This is a genomic window from Natronococcus jeotgali DSM 18795, assembly GCF_000337695.1.
Taxonomy (GTDB): Archaea; Halobacteriota; Halobacteria; order Halobacteriales; family Natrialbaceae; genus Natronococcus; species Natronococcus jeotgali.
Genome location: NZ_AOIA01000032.1, coordinates 1 through 15,234 on the forward strand (window position 1 = coordinate 1; position 15,234 = coordinate 15,234).

Below are 15,234 nucleotides of genomic sequence, written 5' to 3' on the forward strand. Positions count from 1 at the left end.
CCATCGGCAGCCCCGACAGCCAGGCGACGCCGGCCGTCGTCAGGACGAGAAGCCCGGTGTGCAGCGTCGTTCCCGTCCGATCATCCATACGCTCCCCTCGGAGACTGGTGATGAAAACCCCGGTGGTCTCGGACCGCTTACGAGCGGGTCGGAACGATCGTCACCGGAACGGGCGACCGTCGCGCGACCTGTTCGGCGACGCTGCCAAGCAGCATCCGCGAGACGCCCGATCGCCCCTCGCTGCCCATGACGATCCCGTCGACGTCCGCCTCCGCGACGTGCTCGAGGATCGCCTCGGCGGCCTGGCCCTCGAGCACGCGGGTCTCGATTCGTCGGCCGCGCTCCTCGGCGATCGCCCTGGCGTCTTCGAAGACGTCGGGCCGGCGGTCCTCGGTGGCCGCGGCCGAGGGCTCCCCGGCGTAGCCCGCCTCGAGGTCGTCGACCGCGTGGACGACGGTGAACTCGTCGTCGGGGAACCGCTCGAGGGCGTACTCGAGGGCCGCGCGCGCGGGCCCGGAGTCGTCCATCGGGACGAGCAGGTGGCTGGTCATACCGCACGTAGGACGGACGGCTCCTTCAGTGGCCGGGCTCGAGCCCGGACGGCGCTCGGCGACCGGTCAGCGATCGGTCGCCGCACCCGTCTCGAGCCGGCGGGCGGACGACGCTCGTTCGACGTCGGGGAGCATGAAGCGAAACGTCGACCCCTCGCCGGGCGCGGAGTCGACGGCGATCTCGCCGCCGTGGCGCTCGACGATCCGCTCGCAGATTGCCAGTCCGATCCCCGACCCGGACCCCGCACCGGACGCGCGGAGCCGCTGGAAGATCTCGAAGATCCGCTCCTGGTCGTCGGGATCGATCCCGATCCCGTCGTCGCTGACCGAGATTTCCCACGCCGCGCCGTCGTCCCCCGCGTCGACGTCGGCCCCGTCGGCCTCGAGCGCCGGGCGCCGCCGCGCCCCGATTCGGATCCGCGGCGGTTCGTCGCCGGCGTACTCGATCGCGTTCGACAGCAGGTTCTGGAACACCTGGCGGAGCTGGCTCTCGTCGCCGCGGACGGTCGGCAGCGGTTCGCTCGCGACGTCGGCGTCGCGCTCCTCGATCTTGAACTGCAGGTCGTCGAGTACGGCCTCGAGCACGGCCTCGAGATCGACCGCCTCGAGGGGGTTCGCCTGCGTCTGGACCCGCGAGTACGCCAGCAGGCCGTCGATCATCTCGCGCATCCGTTCGGCGCCGTCGACCGCGAACTCGAGGAACTCCCTGCCGTCGTCGTCGAGTTCGTCGTCGTAGCGCCCCTCGAGCAGCTCCAGGTAGCTGGTGACCATCCGCAGGGGCTCCTGGAGGTCGTGGCTGACGGCGTAGGCGAACTCCTCGAGGCGCTCGTTCGACGCCTCGAGCTCCGAGACCGCCTCCTCGAGGCGGCGCTCGGCTCGCCTCAGCCGCTCGTTTTGCCGCTCGAGGTCGTACTTCCGGCGGAGTTCGGCGTTTTGTTCCTCGAGGATCCGCGCCTGCGTTCGGGTGCGGGCGTCCTGGACGCCGACCAGGAGCCCGGTGACGGAGCTGATCGAGAGCAGGATGAGCTGGGCCCCGTTCGTGGGGTCGAGGTCGACGCCGGGGTGGAGTTCGCGCAGGCCGACGACGAGGATCATGACGGCGACTCCGGCGCCGGTCCAGGCGACGATCCGCGAGTAGAACTCCGACGGGATCGCCGTCTCGGGCAGCCGGAGGCCGACGTAGGCCATCGCGACGCCCGGAAAGCCGATCAGAACGGCGTCGAGGAACACCTCGAGCAGCGCCACCTCCGGCTGGCGAACGTGGCCGAGCGAGTACAGGATCGATCCTCCGGCGCCGACCATCAGCAGGACGCCGAGGCCGACGAGGAGCCGATTCCATCGGGTCATCGACGCTGGTAGTCGGCGATTCCATATCAACTACGTGGTGGACGACGGTACGGGGCCGGAGACAGTCAGTCGAACCGAACGGCGGCCGCGGGCTCAGACGGGGTCGCCCTCTTCCAGGGCGGCCTCGAGTCGCTCCCGCTCGGCCCGCAGCGCCTCGAGTTCGTCCGCGATCCGGCCGTCCCGCAGTCGCTCCCGCTCCCCGGCGGTCAGGCGCTCGACCGCCCGAGCCGCCGCCTGGAGGCGGTCGTACTCGTCGTCGCGGACCAGCGCCCGCACCTCCCGGAGTGCGGCCACGGTCTCCTCGTCGGCGACCCGGTCGACGAACGGCCGGAGCTCCCGGGTCCGACGCTCGAGGACGCCCGCGGGACCGGGGGGCCAGCCGACGGTCAGCGGGCCGGCGTCGATCCCCTCGAGGAACGTCTGCTGGGTCGCGACCGCCCGTTTGAGCGCGTCGGCGTCCTCGACGTAGTGTGCGAGCTTCGACCGGGAGTAGCCGGCGTACTCGAGCAGTTTCGGAATCGAGCGCTCGCCGGCGGGTCGCTCCGCAACGAACCGCTGTAGCTCCGCGGGCGGCCGCTCGAACTCGACGAAGGGGTACCACCGACCGCGCTCGAGCAGCGCGAACACCTCCCGCGCCGAGGCCTCGTCGCGGTACTCCCGGAACCGCTCCCGAATCAGCTCGTCGTAGCGCTCGATCGGCTCCCGGAGCCGTTCGACGGGCGCGTCCAGGTCGGCCTCGGCCAGCTCGAGCAATCGCTCGCGCTCGTCGATCGCGTCGTCGATCCTCCGGAGTCGCCTGCTCGCCGTCTTGCGCGCCTCGGCGACGGCCTCGCGGGCCGCCTCGCGCTCCTCGAGCAGGTCGGCGTGCTCCGCGGCGGGGGCCAGCGCCTCGCGGGCCCGCTCGAAGTCCGCCTCGCTCAGTCGGCGCTTGTCGAGGGCATCGAGCGCCGCCTCGAACGCCCCGCGGTTCTCGAGGTCGTCGGAAAGGCCGTCGACCAGCGCGTCGAACTGCCCCTCGAGTTCGACGTAGGCCTTGAAGTTCTCCTTCCCGGTCCCCGTGGCCCGATCGACGTAGCTCCCGAGGAGGTCCGTCGCCTCCCGGTAGGCCGCGGCGGTCTCCTCGACGGTCCCGGAGCCGCGCTCGTCGATCTCGCGAGTCGCCCGCGCGTACCGCTCGCGGGCGGCCTCGAGACTCTCGAGGGCCGTGCGCTCGGCGTCGGCGTCGCTCGAGCGAGAGGCGGGTTCGCTCATCCTACTCGTACACCGCGTCGGGGTCGAACACCTGCTCGCCGACGTGCTCACCCTCGACGGTCCGGTAGAAACAGGAGCGGTGTCCCGTGTGGCAGGCCCCGCCCTCCTGGTCGACGAGATAGAGCAGGGTGTCGGCGTCGCAGTCGACCCGGATCTCCGCGACGTCCTGCGTGTGTCCGCTGGTGGCGCCTTTCTCCCAGAGCTCCTCCCGGCTCCGGGAGTAGTAGTGGGCCCGCCCCGTCTCGCGGGTGCGCTCGAGGGCCTCCGGGGAGACGTACGCGAGCATCAACACCTCGCCGGTCTCGGCGTCCTGTGCGACCGCGGGAACGAGCCCGTCCTCGCCGAAGTCGACCGCGATCTCGTCCATGGCCGACTCGAGGGCCCTGCGGGCGATAGATCTTTTGCAGCGCGATCGACTCCCCGGCGCGGGACGGACGCGAGCGAGCGGACGCCGAACGGGTTCGTCGTCACCAACGCTTATCAGTTGGCCCGTGGTCGACTCCCGCGATGGCGTCGTACACCACCGCGAACTACCGCGACGGCGACGAACAGCACGGCCTGTACTTCCTGCGGGACGAACTGAACTGCGAGAACGTCGGCGTCACCGTCCTCGAGTGCGACCCCGGCTGGGAGGGGATGGAACACGACCACGCCGACGAGGGTCAGGAGGAGGTGTACCTGCTGGTCGAGGGTGAGGCGACGGTTACCGTCGGCGACGAGGAGATCGAACTCGGCGAGGGCGACGCGGTCCGGATCCCGCCCGGGGCGGACCGACAGATCCACAACGGCGACGCCGAGAGCCGGTTCGTACTGGTCGGCGCGCCGTAGAACGTCGAAACGCGACGTTGCGAACGAATCGACTTCCGGCGGCGGTCGCTACGACTGACCGTTCAGGATGATGTAGTCGACGCCGAGGATGCGATCGTCCTCGTTGAGCTCCGCTTTGGCCTCCTCGGGAACCTGCGTGTCGACGTTGTAGACCGTCAGGGCCTCCCCGCCGATCGTCTCGCGGGCGTTGAACATCCCGGCGATGTTGACGCCGTGTTTGCCCATCACGCTTCCGATGAGGCCGATGACGCCCGGCTCGTCGGTGTTGCGCGTGACGACCATCTTCCCGTGGGGGATCGCGTCGACGCGGTAGCCGTCGACCCGGACGATGCGGGGGTCCTCGCCCGCGAAGAGCGTCCCGTCGACCGAGACCTCGTCGTCCCCGTTGCCGACCGTCACCGAGATCAGGCTCTGGAAGTCGGCGGCCTGGCGGGTCTTTGACTCGGTGACCTCGACGCCCCGATCCTCGGCGATCTGGGGGGCGTTAACCGCGTTGACCTGCCACTCGAGCGGTTCGAAGACGCCCTTGAGCGCCGAGGCGGTGACGAACTCCAGGTCCTCGTCGGTTATCTCGCCCTCGTAGGAGACCTCGACGCGCTCGATCCGGCCCTCGAGCAGCTGGGCGGCGACTTTCCCCGCAGTCTCGGCGATGTCGATGTACGGTTCCACGCGGGGGAACGCGCTCTCGTCGATCGAGGGGGCGTTCAGGGCGTTCGCGACCGGTTCCTCGTGGAACGCGGCGTTGATCTGCTCGGCCGTCGAGACGGCGACGTTCTCCTGGGCGGCCTCCGTCGAGGCGCCCAGGTGGGGCGTGACGATGACGTCGTCGTGTTCCAGCAGCGGCGAGTCCTCGGCCAGGGGCTCCGCGGCGAAGACGTCCAGCGCCGCCCCGGCGAGGGTGCCGTCCTCGACTTTCGCGGCGAGGGCATCCTCCTGAACGATCCCCCCGCGGCCGACGTTGACGAGGTAGCCGCCCTCGAGCAGGTCGAGCTCCGCGGCGCCGATCATCCCCTCGGTCTCGGGGGTCAGCGGCGTGTGGATCGTCAGAAAGTCCGCGCGCTCGAGACACGGCTCGAACTCGACGAGTTCGGCGCCCAGCCGATCCGCGCGCTCCTCGGAGATGTAGGGGTCGAAGGCAACGATGTCCATCCCCAGCGAGTCGAGCTTCTTGGCGACCTCCTGGCCGACGCGGCCGAGTCCGACGACCCCCAGCGTCTTGCCGTCGAGTTCGGCGCCGAGGTAGTCGCTTTTGGCCCACTCGCCGCTTTTCAGACGGATGTGCGCCTGCGGGATCGATCGGGCGGTCGCGAACGTCATCGCGACGGTGTGTTCGGCCGCCGCGCGGACGTTACCCTCCGGCGCGTTGGCGACGATGACCCCGTGGTCGGTCGCGGCCTCGATGTCGATGTTGTCGACGCCGATCCCGGCCCGACCGACGATGATCAGCTCCTCGCCCGCCTCGAGGACCTCCTCGGTGACCTCGGTCCCCGAGCGGACGATCAGCCCGTGGGCGTCCGAAACCGCCTCGAGCAGGTCTTCGCCCTCGAGTTCGTACCCCGTTTCGACCTCGTGGCCCGCCTCTTTGAGAACGTCCAGACCCGCATCCGCGATCGGGTCCGTAACGAGCACCTTCATGCGCGAGACACCGGCTTGGAACGGGTAAACCCTTCCGTTGTCGACAAGGGTGGCAAAAATGGACGGGAGACAGAGCCGGTTTCAGACCGTGATCAACACGGCGCCGAGGACGACCAGCACCGCTCCCGCGAGTACCCCCTTCGTCACCCGCTCGAGGTCCCGCAGGAGCACCGCGGCGAACACGAGCGTGAAAAAGGGCGCGGTCGCGACCAGCGGGTCCACGAGGGCGACCCGGCCGGCCTCGAGGCCCAGCGCCGCCATCAACGAGAGCATCGCGACGGTCGTCAACAGGCCGCTAACCGCGAAGTAGCGGTAGGAACGCCGAGGGCGCTCGAGGACGTCGCGGCCGCCGACGGCGGCCGCGTAAGCGACCAGCGCGATCAGTCCGGCCGTCTCGTTGATCGCGACGGCCTCGAGCGCCGAGATCGAGGTCTCGAGCATGCCGTATCGGCGCGCGACGTTGGCGACGGCGAACGTCGCGGCCGCCAGGATCGGCCAGCCCAGATCACGTGGGGTCCAGCCGCCGAGGTCGCCGCCCCGCGACAGCGCCAGAGCCGAGAGTCCGGCGACGAGGACGACGATCCCGACGCCGGTCACCGGACCCAGCGGTTCGCCCAGTGCGACGAGGGCGATCAGCGTCGCGAACAGCGGCCGCGTGCTCAGGATCGTACTGTTGAGGCTCGCGCCGACCCTGTCGACGCCGACGAAAATCGCGATCCGCCCCAGCGCCGTCCCGACCGCGCCCGCGAGCGAAAAGACCGCCAGCACCTCGACCGTCAGTCCGGAGAAGGCCGAACCGCCGTAGACGACGGCGATGGCGGTCCAGTACCACAGCAGCTGGACGGCCACGACCACGAGCGCGGCCTGGATCGCGCCGCCGCCGCTGGCCATTCCGCGCTTGTCGAAGATCGGCGTGAGTCCCCAGAGGACCGCCGGAACCAGCGCGAGCGCGACGACGTCGACGGACGTCCCGGTCATCCTCGGCGGGCGTACGCCTGTTGCTCATCGCTCATCGGTACCAGTCGACTGGCAGCTCCGTTTATCGTTCCGGTTCCGGACACGATTCGGACCCGTACAAAAAGCGCTCGATCGCACATCCAACAGTATATTACTCGTCCTAACGACGGCTTACACATCCTCGATGTCGCTCCGAATTCCCCCGTGGCGGTGGCTGCAGCTCGACGGCGTCGGTCAGCCGGCGCTATCGACGTGGCTGCTCGAGTGGGAGTGGCTGGTGCTCTCGGTGACCGTCGCCGGTTCGTACCTGCTGGCCCGGCTGGTTCACTGGCTCGGCAAGCGGTATCTACCGCCCCTGGAGAAGGACGAGCCGACCTCGTTCGGGCGGGCGACCGCCGAGGAGATCTACACGCCGCTGGCGATCTCGATCCTGTTGATCGGGGTCTCCGTCTCGCTACAGACCTTCGGCATCATCGACGCCCAGTCGCTGCTCGGCAACGCGGTCGCGACGGCCCTGACCGTGCTGTGGGCTCGCGCGGCGACTCGGATCGGAACCCGCTGGCTCGAGATCGCGAACGGCTCCGGAAACGACTACGAGTTCGCGCCCATCTTTCAGAACTTCTGGAAGATCGGCATGGTCGCGGTCGCGGCGCTGGTCATCGTCGGAATCTGGAACCTCCGGGTGACGCCGTTTCTCGCGTCGGCGGGCGTCCTGGGTATCGTCGTCGGCTTCGCCGCCCAGGACGCGATCGGCAACCTGATCGGCGGGGTCGCGCTGTACTTCGACAACACGTACAAACCGGGCGACGTCATCGTGCTCGAGCAGGGGATACGCGGCACCGTCATCGACATCGGGATCAGGTCGACGTCGGTGCTCACGCCGGAGAACACGATGGTGACGGTGCCGAACTCGGTGCTGAACTCGACCCAGGTCGTCAACCAGACGGCGCCCCGACGCCACATCCGGGTCGACGTGCCGATCTCTGCGGCCTACGGAACCGACTACGAGACCGTCGAGCGCATCGCTATGGCGGTCTGCGAGGAGACGCCGATGATCCGCGAGTCGCCCCGGCCGCGCCTGCTGTTCAACCAGTTCGGCGACTCCGCGCTCGTCTTCGAGCTCCAGGCCTACGTCGCCCACCCGCTGGCGGAGATCCGCGCCGTCGACCAGCTCAATCGCCGCATCTACGATCGGTTCAACGAGGAGGGAATCACGATCCCGTTCCCCCAGCGCGAGCTCTCCTTCCTCGAGAACGAATCCGAAGCGAAACGGCACCTCGGTTTCCGAGAGGGCGACGAGTCGACGGCCGAACCCGACGGGGCGGCCGATCGGGGCGACGACCCGACCGAGTCGCCGCCGAGCGGAGCGAGAACGGATCGGTGAGACGACGCGGGGATCGTCGTCGATCGTCCCGGACGGTCCGCCCTCGAGGCGGAACCTGAACTGGTTTATCCCGGGGGCCACAACGGGCGGGCGATGACAGTCGTTGCGTTCGATTTCGACGGGACGCTCTCGGACTCGGAGATGACCGTCCTGCTGGGCAACCAGTGCGGCGTCGCCGACGAGATGGCCGAGATCACCGAGCGGTCGATGAACGACGAGATCGAGTACGCCGAGAGCCTCCGCAGGCGGGCGGCGCTGCTCGAGGGGCTCGACGACGACGCCGTCGAGACGGCCTTCGCCGAGGTCGAACTCCGCGAGGGGGCCGCGGCGCTGATCGAGTCGCTGAACGACGCCGGCGTCACGACGGCGATCCTCACGGGCGGGTTCGAGCGCGGCGTCGAAGCCGCCCTCGAGCGCGAGGACGTGGCGGTCGATCACGTCGTCTCGAACCGGCTGCCGATGGCCGAGGGCCGACTCACCGGTGAGGTCGAGGGGTCGCTGATCGAGGGGACCAAGGACACCGCACTCGAGGAGTTGGCGACCCGCGTCGACGCCGCGCTCGAGGAGACCGTCGCGGTCGGCGACGGGGCGAACGACCTGCCGATGCTGCGGGTCGCCGGCCTCTCGATCGGGTTCGATCCCAAGCCCGCCGTCGAGCCCCACTGCGAGGTCGTCGTCGACTCGATGGCCGGAGTTCGAGACACGTTACTCGCCGAGGGCGTACTGGATCGCGAGTAACACGGGATCCGTCGGCCGCCGCTGAAATTCTGGGGTAATAGGCCATTTTGATACCGAGAGAGTTATTTACTCGAGGCCGAGTAAGTTGTCTCGATGATGTGGCAAGACCTGGTGTTCATGGTAGGAAGCACGCTCTCGATTTTCTTTCTCGCGCCGACGCTGCGGGACGCGAGCGCCCGGGTTCCCCTCGGGACGAGCCTCCCGTCGATGGCGATCGGGATGGTGTACGGAACGACGTTTCTCACCCTCGGGATGACCTTCTCGGCGCTCGGCGCCTACGCCGCGGGATCGATGTGGTCGCTGATCGCGACGTTCCGATCGCCCCAGCGACCGGTCCACCGCCTCGCTCGAGCCGCGGGACTCGACCTGTTCGCGCGGGACGTCGGTCGGTGGATCGATCGACGTCGCGGAGACCGTCGGCTGGCGGAGCAGTACGCACCCGTCGAGGGACCGTCGACGACCTCCGCGGACTGAGAGCCCGGACGGCCGTCACTTCGAAAAGAGGCTCGTGTGGACCGGCGCGAACGAGTCGTCCTCGTTTTCCGCATCGGGGTTCGTGTCCGTGATCGTCCGCCCGGAGAGCCCGGTCTCGAGCAGTTCCGACAGCGGCGGGCCGACCTTCTCGGGTTCGACGAGGAAGGCGTCGTGGCCGTGGTCGGAGTCGACGACGTGGTGGGCGACGTCGACGTCGGCCGTGCGGGCGGCTTCGGCGACGACCTCGGCCTGCTCGACGGTGAAGTGCCAGTCGCCGGTAAAGGATAGCAACAGGAGTTCGCCCTCGAAGGCCGCCAGCGCGTCGGCGTCGGACTCGTAGCCCGCCGAGAGGTCGAAGTCGTCCATCGCGCGCGTCAGGTAGAGGTAGCTGTTCGCGTCGAAGCGGTCGGTGAACTTCTCGGCCTGATAGTCGAGGTAGGACTCGACCTCGCGGTAGGGAAAGAACGCTCCCGCGGGGTCGGTCGGTTCTTCGCGGACCGTCTCGCGGCCCGCCGACCGTCGACCGAACTTCCGGGCCATCGAGGCCTTCGAGAGATACATGATGTGGCCGATCTGGCGGGCGCGGGCTAGTCCCTCCTCGGGTTCGGGGCCCCCGTAGTAGTGGCCGCCGTTCCAGTTGGGGTCGCCCGTGATCGCCCGCCGGGCGACGGTGTCGAGCGCGAGACACTGCGCGTCGAGTCGCGCAGCGGTGGCGACACCCGCGGCCCGGTCGACGTCGTCCGGATACCGGCGAAGCCAGTCCAGCACGTTCATCCCGCCGACGCTGCCGCCGACGACGGCGCGGAGCCGACCGACGCCGAGCGCGTCGAGTAGCCGCCGCTGGGCGCGGGTCCAGTCGCCGATCGTCACCGGCGGGAAGTCGGTGCCGTACGGGTCGCCCGTCTCGGGGTTCTCGCTCGACGGCCCCGTCGTCCCGTAACAGGAGCCGGGAACGTTCGCGCAGACGACGTAGTACTCGGTGGTGTCGACCGCCTTTCCGGGACCGACGACGTCGCCCCACCAGGCCCGGGCCTGGCCCGCGGTCTCGTCGCCGGCGTCGGGACGGCGCGCGACGTGAGCGCTGCCCGTCAGGGCGTGACAGATCAGGACGGCGTTATCCCCCGTAAAGTCGCCGTAGGTCTCGTAGGCGACCTCGAGGCTCGGAATCGTCTCCCCCGAGAGGAACTGGAACTCCCCGAGGTCGATCGTCTCCTTGGTCGTCACGGGTTACCCCTCGCGGGCCGCACGCGTCGCTTCGTCGATCGCTCCCTCGAGGTCCGCGAGGATATCCTCGGGATCCTCGATCCCGACCGAGAGTCGGACGAGATCGGGCGTGACCCCGGCCTCCTCCTGCTCCTCAGGGGTGAGCTGGCCGTGGGTCGTGCTCGCGGGGTGGATGACCAGCGTCTTCGCGTCGCCGATGTTCGCGAGGAACTGGGCGACCTCGACGCTCTCGCAGAAGACCTTCCCCGCCTCGTACCCGCCCTCGAGCCCGAACGCGATCATCCCGCCGTAATCCGAGAGGTACCGGGAGGCGTTGTCGTGGGTCGGGTGCGAGTCGAGTCCCGGGTAGGTGACCCAGGCGACGTCGTCGTGGCCCTCGAGGTAGTCGGCGACGATCGCGGCGTTCTCGCAGTGTTTCTCGACGCGCAGCGGCAGGCTCTCGAGGCCCTGCAGGGTCTGCCAGGCGTCGAACGGCGACTGCTGGTTGCCGAGGCTGCGCAGCGAGCGATAGCGCGCGGCCGCGGCGAAAGGCGCCTCCGGGAAGTCCCGCGAGAAGTCGACGTCGTGGTAGGCGTGGTTCCGGCCCGCGATCTCGTCGTAGCCGTGTTCGCCCCAGGGGAAGGAACCGCCGTCGACGAGGATCCCTCCTACGGTGGTGCCCGACCCGTGAAGCCACTTCGTCGTCGACTCCCAGACGACGTCCGCGCCGTGCTCGAGGGGCCGACACAGCGCGGGCGTCGCGAACGTGTTGTCGACGACGAGGGGGACGCCGTGGTCGTGGGCGATCTCGGCGACGCGCTCGAAGTCGGGCGTTACCAGCGAGGGGTTGCCGACGGTCTCGACGTGGACGAACGCGGTGTCGTCGTCGATCGCCTCCTCGTAGGCCTCGTACTCGAGCGTGGAGACGAACCTGGTTTCGATATCCCGGCGCGTGGCGGTCTTCGAGAAGTAGGCCGTCGTCCCGCCGTAGGTGTCCGTCGAGCAGACCACGTTCTCTCCCGCCTCGGCGAGGATCAACACGGCCGAATCGAGCGCGGCCATCCCGCTCCCGGTCGCGACCGCGCCCGCCCCGCCCTCCAGCGAGGCCAGGCGATCCTCGAGGACGCGGACCGTCGGGTTGGCGATCCGCGAGTAGATGTATCCCTCCCCCTCGAGGGCGTACAGCTCCGCGGCGGCGTCGGCGTCCTCGAAGGCGTAGGAGGTCGTCTGGTAGATCGGCGGCGCCATCGCGCCCGTCGCCGGATCGGCCGACTGACCGGCGTGAACGCTGCGGGTTCCGAATCGAGGGGCCGACGGCTCGCCGCGCCCGTCGCTCTCGTCGTTGCTCATGTTTACTACGCATACTTCTCCACGTTCATATGCGTCCCAGTAACGGCAAAAACCGCAGCCAGCGCGGCGGGACGGACGAGTTGATAGGCCGTCGGCGCGAACGACGGGACGTGCACTCGAACGATCGTGAACGGGTCCTCCTCGCGACGGTCGTCTTCGCGGTGTTGTTCTCCCAGCTGCTGTTGTACCCGGGGGTGGCCACGCTCGTCGAAACCCTCGGCGCCGACGCGGCGACCTCGCCGCTGGCGGCGACCGCCCTGGACGCGAGCATGTGGTTTCTCGTAAGCGAGTTCGCCGCCTACGTCGCCTTCGTCGGCGTCTGGGGACTCGCCAGCGACGCGACGGGGCGGCGCCGCCCGTTCATCGTCGTGGGCGCGCTGGCGGGCGCGGTCGGCTACGCCGCCCTGGCCGCCGTTCCGGCGGTCGGTTCGATCCCGTTCGCGGGCGTGCTGGCGCTGCGGGTTCTCCAGGGGGCGATGACCATCGGCGCGTTCTCGCTGACGATGACGATGCTGATGGACCTCGAGGGCGGCCACGGACGAAACATGGGCGCGGCGGGGATCGCGATCGGGCTCGGCGCCGCGCTCGGCGCCCCGATCGGCGGTCGGTTGACCGAACTGCACCCGCTCGCGCCGCTGGTCGCCGCGGCCGTCCTGCTGGTCTGCGTCGGCGCGCTGGTGTCGCTGATCCCCGACCGAAGCGGCGGGAGCCGTCGCTCCGCCCGCGCGCTCGTCGAGGGGCTCCGACGGCAGCCCACGTTGGCGATCCCGTACGCGTTCGGGTTCGTCGATCGGCTGACCGCCGGCTTCTTCGCGCTCGTCGGGACGCTGTACTTTCAGGACGCGTTCGGGGTCGGCCCCGCCGCAACCGGGCTTCTGCTGGCGTGTTTTTTCGCCCCGTTCGCCCTGCTGCAGTACCCCCTGGGGGCGCTGTCGGACCGGATCGGGCGCACGATCCCGATCGTCGTCGGCTCGCTGTGTTACGGTGTCGGCATCCTCNGGCGCCGCGCCGTCGGTGGCGACGGCAGCGATCGCGATGGTCGCCGTCGGCGTCCTCGGCGCGCTGGTCTCGCCGACGACGATGGCGCTGGTCACCGACATCGCCCGCGAGCGCGAGCGCGGAGTCGCGATGGCCGGGTTCAACCTCGCCGGGAGCCTGGGCTTTCTCGGCGGCTTCCTGATCGGCGGCACCGTCGCCGGAAGCTACGGCTACGGCTCGGCCTTCCACGTCGTCGGCGGCCTCGAGATCGCGATCGCGATCGTCGCCGTCCCCGCGTTCCTCCGGCTCTCGCTCGAGGGCACCGATCGACTCCGGGCTGGAGAACACGGCGACGGTTGAGCGACGACTAGACGAACCAGTTCGGTTGATACTACCAGATATGTGGTATGTCAAGACATGCCGACGCTCGGATGGAGGGTGGTGATTTTTATGTACCCAGTACCAATCCATCGGTGATGACACGAGATAACGGCATCTCCCGACGAACGGCGATGAAGGTCACGGGTGCTGCGGCCGCGACGACGCTCGTTGCTGGCTGTGGTGGCAACGGCGGCGGCAATGGGGAAAACGGTGGCAACGGCGGTAACGGCGAGAACGGCGGCAACGGCGGCAACGGCGGCGACGCCGCCGAGATCGAGCCCGACACGACGATCGATTTCCAGGCCAACACCACCGACTGGACGGGCATTGCACCCGACAGCATCGCCGACCAGTCGAACCCGACGCTGAGCCTCCAGGAAGGCGAGAGCTACGAGATCGGCTGGAGTGAAGGCGACGGCGCGACCCACAACATCGAGATCGTCGACGAGAACGACGAGGTCGTCAACGACCTCTCGACCGAGGAGGCCTCCGAGGGCGGCGACGACCAGTTCATCGAGTTCGAGGCCAGCAGCGAGATGGCCGAGTACGTCTGCCGTCCCCACCAGAACCAGATGCGCGGCACGATCGAGGTCTCGGGCGGCAACGGCGGCAACGGTAACGCCTCCGAGGACAACGCCTCCGAGGACAACGCCTCCGAGGACAACGCTACCGAAGACAACGCCACCGAGGGCGACAACGCCACCGAAGGCGACAACGCCTCCGAGAACGGCAACGACAGCGGCCTCGGCGAGTAACTCGGTCGCCCCACGCTACGACTTCATCCATTTTTGAGCACCCGTACCGGAGAGCCACAGCACCCGTCGTCGCCGTCGCCTCGACCTCGCGTTTCCACCGGAACGGACGTCGCTTCGAACAGCGATCAGTTTCGGGAGTGACCGAAAACCGACGACCGATCCCGGCGAACCGGATCGGTTCGCGTTCCGGAAATTCGTTTCGGGGTACTGACTACCACACCCCGGTAGCGGTGTGTTCATTGGCACCATTTCTCGGAGAATTTGGCACGTAGCACCGCTCTACAGCCGAATATCAACATTCAAGTCGCTCGCGACCCTCCCGTGATAAAATGACTTCACAGCGAGACGTTTTCCTCTTCGTCGCGCTCGCGGTCGCCTGGGGGACCGCCTTCGGCGCGGTTGAGGTCGGCCTCGAGACGCTGCCGCCGATCCTCTTCGCCGCGCTCCGACTGGACGGTGCGACCCTCCTATTCGTCGCGGCCGTCGCCGCGATCGGCGCCGAGTGGCGACCGCGAACGAGGGCGGACTGGGTGACGATTGCCGTCTCCGGCGGCCTCATCGTCGGCGGTCACTACGGGCTCATGTTCCTCGGTCAGACGTACGTCTCGAGCGGCGTCGCCGCGATCGTGCTCAGCCTGACGCCGATCGTGACGCCCCCGCTCGCGCTGGCGCTGTTGCCCCGCGAGCGGATCCGGGCGCCGGCCGTCGTCGGCCTCGGGCTCGGCCTGGCCGGCGTGGTCGCGATCGCGCTGTCGGGCGGCTCGCTCGGCGGACAGGTCGTCGGCGTCGGCCTGCTGCTTGGCTCGTCGCTGGTGTTCGCGATCGGCTCGGTGCTGACCGAGCGGACCCACAGCACCCTGTCGCTGTTGCCGCTGCAGACGTGGGCGATGGGCATCGGCGCCGTCATGCTGCACGCGCTGAGTTTCGCCCGCCCCGCCGAGAGCGCGGCCGGGCTCCGGGCCGCACTGACGGTCGAGACGACCGCCGCGCTCGCGTACCTCGCGGTCGTCTCCACCGCGGGCGGCTTCCTGGCGTACTTCGTGTTGCTCGAGCGCGTCGGCGCCAGCGAACTCAGCCTCGTCAACTACGCCTCGCCCGTCGTCGCGGCGCTGGTCGGCTGGGCGCTGCTCGGCGAGACGATCACGCCCGCGACGATCGGCGGCTTCGCGCTGATCCTCGCCGGGTTCGTCCTCTGCAAGATCGACGCGCTCTGGCGACTCGGCGCGCCGGTCGTCGGCTACGGGCCGACCCGCCCCGCCGCTGCCGCGGCCAGGGCCGACGACGTCGTCGTCGACGGCAACGTCTACGTCGCCAACGCCGACCGCTACGCCGGATCGGTGCAGTCGGCGGACTGATCGGTCCCGACCCGTCGGGGTCACAAGACGTATCATCTGGATCGAAC

The 15,234-nt window shown here is 69.2% G+C and carries 14 protein-coding genes and 2 pseudogenes; 7 read left to right on the forward strand and 9 right to left on the reverse strand.

The window, feature by feature from the left end:
- The 5 genes and pseudogenes from C492_RS25095 to hisI all read right to left on the reverse strand — a co-directional run.
- Positions 1-88 (reverse strand): annotated as a pseudogene (locus tag C492_RS25095) (HPP family protein); the annotation flags it as partial.
- A 49-nt stretch (positions 89-137) separates the two neighbouring features.
- Positions 138-551 (reverse strand): universal stress protein, encoded by a 414-nt coding sequence (locus C492_RS04730; protein WP_008420986.1) that lies wholly within the window; start codon positions 549-551, stop codon positions 138-140.
- Between the two features lie 66 nt (positions 552-617).
- Positions 618-1,898: a sensor histidine kinase gene (locus tag C492_RS04735; RefSeq protein WP_008420987.1), complete on the reverse strand. Its 1,281-nt coding sequence runs from the start codon at positions 1,896-1,898 to the stop codon at positions 618-620.
- 93 nt (positions 1,899-1,991) lie between these two features.
- On the reverse strand, positions 1,992-3,149 hold the full coding sequence (locus C492_RS04740; RefSeq protein ID WP_008420988.1) for a DUF7118 family protein: 1,158 nt from the start codon (positions 3,147-3,149) through the stop codon (positions 1,992-1,994).
- Position 3,150: 1 nt separating this feature from the next.
- Positions 3,151-3,516 carry a phosphoribosyl-AMP cyclohydrolase gene (hisI, locus tag C492_RS04745; protein WP_008420989.1) on the reverse strand — a complete coding sequence of 122 codons (366 nt, stop codon included), beginning with the start codon at positions 3,514-3,516 and terminating at the stop codon, positions 3,151-3,153.
- 140 nt (positions 3,517-3,656) lie between these two features.
- On the opposite strand from hisI, the gene C492_RS04750 reads away from it, so the two are divergent.
- On the forward strand, positions 3,657-3,977 hold the full coding sequence (locus C492_RS04750; RefSeq protein WP_008420990.1) for a cupin domain-containing protein: 321 nt from the start codon (positions 3,657-3,659) through the stop codon (positions 3,975-3,977).
- Between the two features lie 48 nt (positions 3,978-4,025).
- Here C492_RS04750 and serA read toward each other — a convergent pair whose 3' ends face one another.
- Both serA and C492_RS04760 read right to left on the reverse strand, forming a co-directional pair.
- On the reverse strand, positions 4,026-5,612 hold the full coding sequence (serA, locus tag C492_RS04755) for a phosphoglycerate dehydrogenase (protein ID WP_008420991.1): 1,587 nt from the start codon (positions 5,610-5,612) through the stop codon (positions 4,026-4,028).
- Between the two features lie 81 nt (positions 5,613-5,693).
- The gene (locus tag C492_RS04760; protein ID WP_008420992.1) at positions 5,694-6,590 is read right to left on the reverse strand and encodes a DMT family transporter; all 897 of its coding nucleotides are present in this window, start codon (positions 6,588-6,590) and stop codon (positions 5,694-5,696) included.
- Positions 6,591-6,753: 163 nt separating this feature from the next.
- Between C492_RS04760 and C492_RS04765 the strand changes: the two genes are divergently transcribed.
- The 3 genes from C492_RS04765 (at position 6,754) to C492_RS04775 (ending at position 9,165) form a co-directional block, all read left to right on the forward strand.
- Positions 6,754-7,953: a mechanosensitive ion channel family protein gene (locus tag C492_RS04765; protein WP_008420993.1), complete on the forward strand. Its 1,200-nt coding sequence runs from the start codon at positions 6,754-6,756 to the stop codon at positions 7,951-7,953.
- 93 nt (positions 7,954-8,046) lie between these two features.
- Positions 8,047-8,691 carry a phosphoserine phosphatase SerB gene (serB, locus tag C492_RS04770; RefSeq protein WP_008420994.1) on the forward strand — a complete coding sequence of 215 codons (645 nt, stop codon included), beginning with the start codon at positions 8,047-8,049 and terminating at the stop codon, positions 8,689-8,691.
- Positions 8,692-8,784: 93 nt separating this feature from the next.
- Positions 8,785-9,165, forward strand: a complete 381-nt coding sequence (locus C492_RS04775) for a hypothetical protein (RefSeq protein WP_008420995.1) — start codon at positions 8,785-8,787, stop codon at positions 9,163-9,165.
- Positions 9,166-9,180: 15 nt separating this feature from the next.
- On the opposite strand, the gene metX is transcribed toward C492_RS04775, so the two are convergent.
- Positions 9,181-10,389, reverse strand: a complete 1,209-nt coding sequence (gene metX / locus C492_RS04780; protein ID WP_008420996.1) for a homoserine O-acetyltransferase MetX — start codon at positions 10,387-10,389, stop codon at positions 9,181-9,183.
- A gap of 3 nt (positions 10,390-10,392) precedes the next feature.
- Positions 10,393-11,718, reverse strand: a complete 1,326-nt coding sequence (locus tag C492_RS04785) for an O-acetylhomoserine aminocarboxypropyltransferase/cysteine synthase family protein (RefSeq protein ID WP_008420997.1) — start codon at positions 11,716-11,718, stop codon at positions 10,393-10,395.
- Positions 11,719-11,828: 110 nt separating this feature from the next.
- Between C492_RS04785 and C492_RS04790 the strand changes: the two are divergent.
- The 3 genes and pseudogenes from C492_RS04790 (at position 11,829) to C492_RS04800 (ending at position 15,187) form a co-directional block, all read left to right on the forward strand.
- Positions 11,829-13,056, forward strand: a pseudogene (locus C492_RS04790) (MFS transporter).
- A 116-nt stretch (positions 13,057-13,172) separates the two neighbouring features.
- A complete protein-coding gene (locus C492_RS04795; protein WP_152424800.1) occupies positions 13,173-13,832 on the forward strand; it encodes a twin-arginine translocation signal domain-containing protein in 660 nt (219 codons plus the stop codon).
- Between the two features lie 329 nt (positions 13,833-14,161).
- Positions 14,162-15,187, forward strand: a complete 1,026-nt coding sequence (locus tag C492_RS04800; RefSeq protein ID WP_008421000.1) for a DMT family transporter — start codon at positions 14,162-14,164, stop codon at positions 15,185-15,187.
- Positions 15,188-15,234 lie beyond the last annotated feature (47 nt).

Coding starts and splice junctions, on each gene's coding strand:
- C492_RS04785 (WP_008420997.1), bottom strand. CDS start 11,718: ATGAGCAACGACGAGAGCGACGGGCGCGGCGAGCCGTCGGCCCCTCGA.
- C492_RS04775 (WP_008420995.1), top strand. CDS start 8,785: ATGATGTGGCAAGACCTGGTGTTCATGGTAGGAAGCACGCTCTCGATT.
- C492_RS04765 (WP_008420993.1), top strand. CDS start 6,754: ATGTCGCTCCGAATTCCCCCGTGGCGGTGGCTGCAGCTCGACGGCGTC.
- C492_RS04800 (WP_008421000.1), top strand. CDS start 14,162: ATGACTTCACAGCGAGACGTTTTCCTCTTCGTCGCGCTCGCGGTCGCC.
- C492_RS04760 (WP_008420992.1), bottom strand. CDS start 6,590: ATGACCGGGACGTCCGTCGACGTCGTCGCGCTCGCGCTGGTTCCGGCG.
- C492_RS04740 (WP_008420988.1), bottom strand. CDS start 3,149: ATGAGCGAACCCGCCTCTCGCTCGAGCGACGCCGACGCCGAGCGCACG.
- hisI (WP_008420989.1), bottom strand. CDS start 3,516: ATGGACGAGATCGCGGTCGACTTCGGCGAGGACGGGCTCGTTCCCGCG.
- serA (WP_008420991.1), bottom strand. CDS start 5,612: ATGAAGGTGCTCGTTACGGACCCGATCGCGGATGCGGGTCTGGACGTT.
- serB (WP_008420994.1), top strand. CDS start 8,047: ATGACAGTCGTTGCGTTCGATTTCGACGGGACGCTCTCGGACTCGGAG.
- C492_RS04730 (WP_008420986.1), bottom strand. CDS start 551: ATGACCAGCCACCTGCTCGTCCCGATGGACGACTCCGGGCCCGCGCGC.
- C492_RS04795 (WP_152424800.1), top strand. CDS start 13,173: ATGACACGAGATAACGGCATCTCCCGACGAACGGCGATGAAGGTCACG.
- C492_RS04750 (WP_008420990.1), top strand. CDS start 3,657: ATGGCGTCGTACACCACCGCGAACTACCGCGACGGCGACGAACAGCAC.
- C492_RS04735 (WP_008420987.1), bottom strand. CDS start 1,898: ATGACCCGATGGAATCGGCTCCTCGTCGGCCTCGGCGTCCTGCTGATG.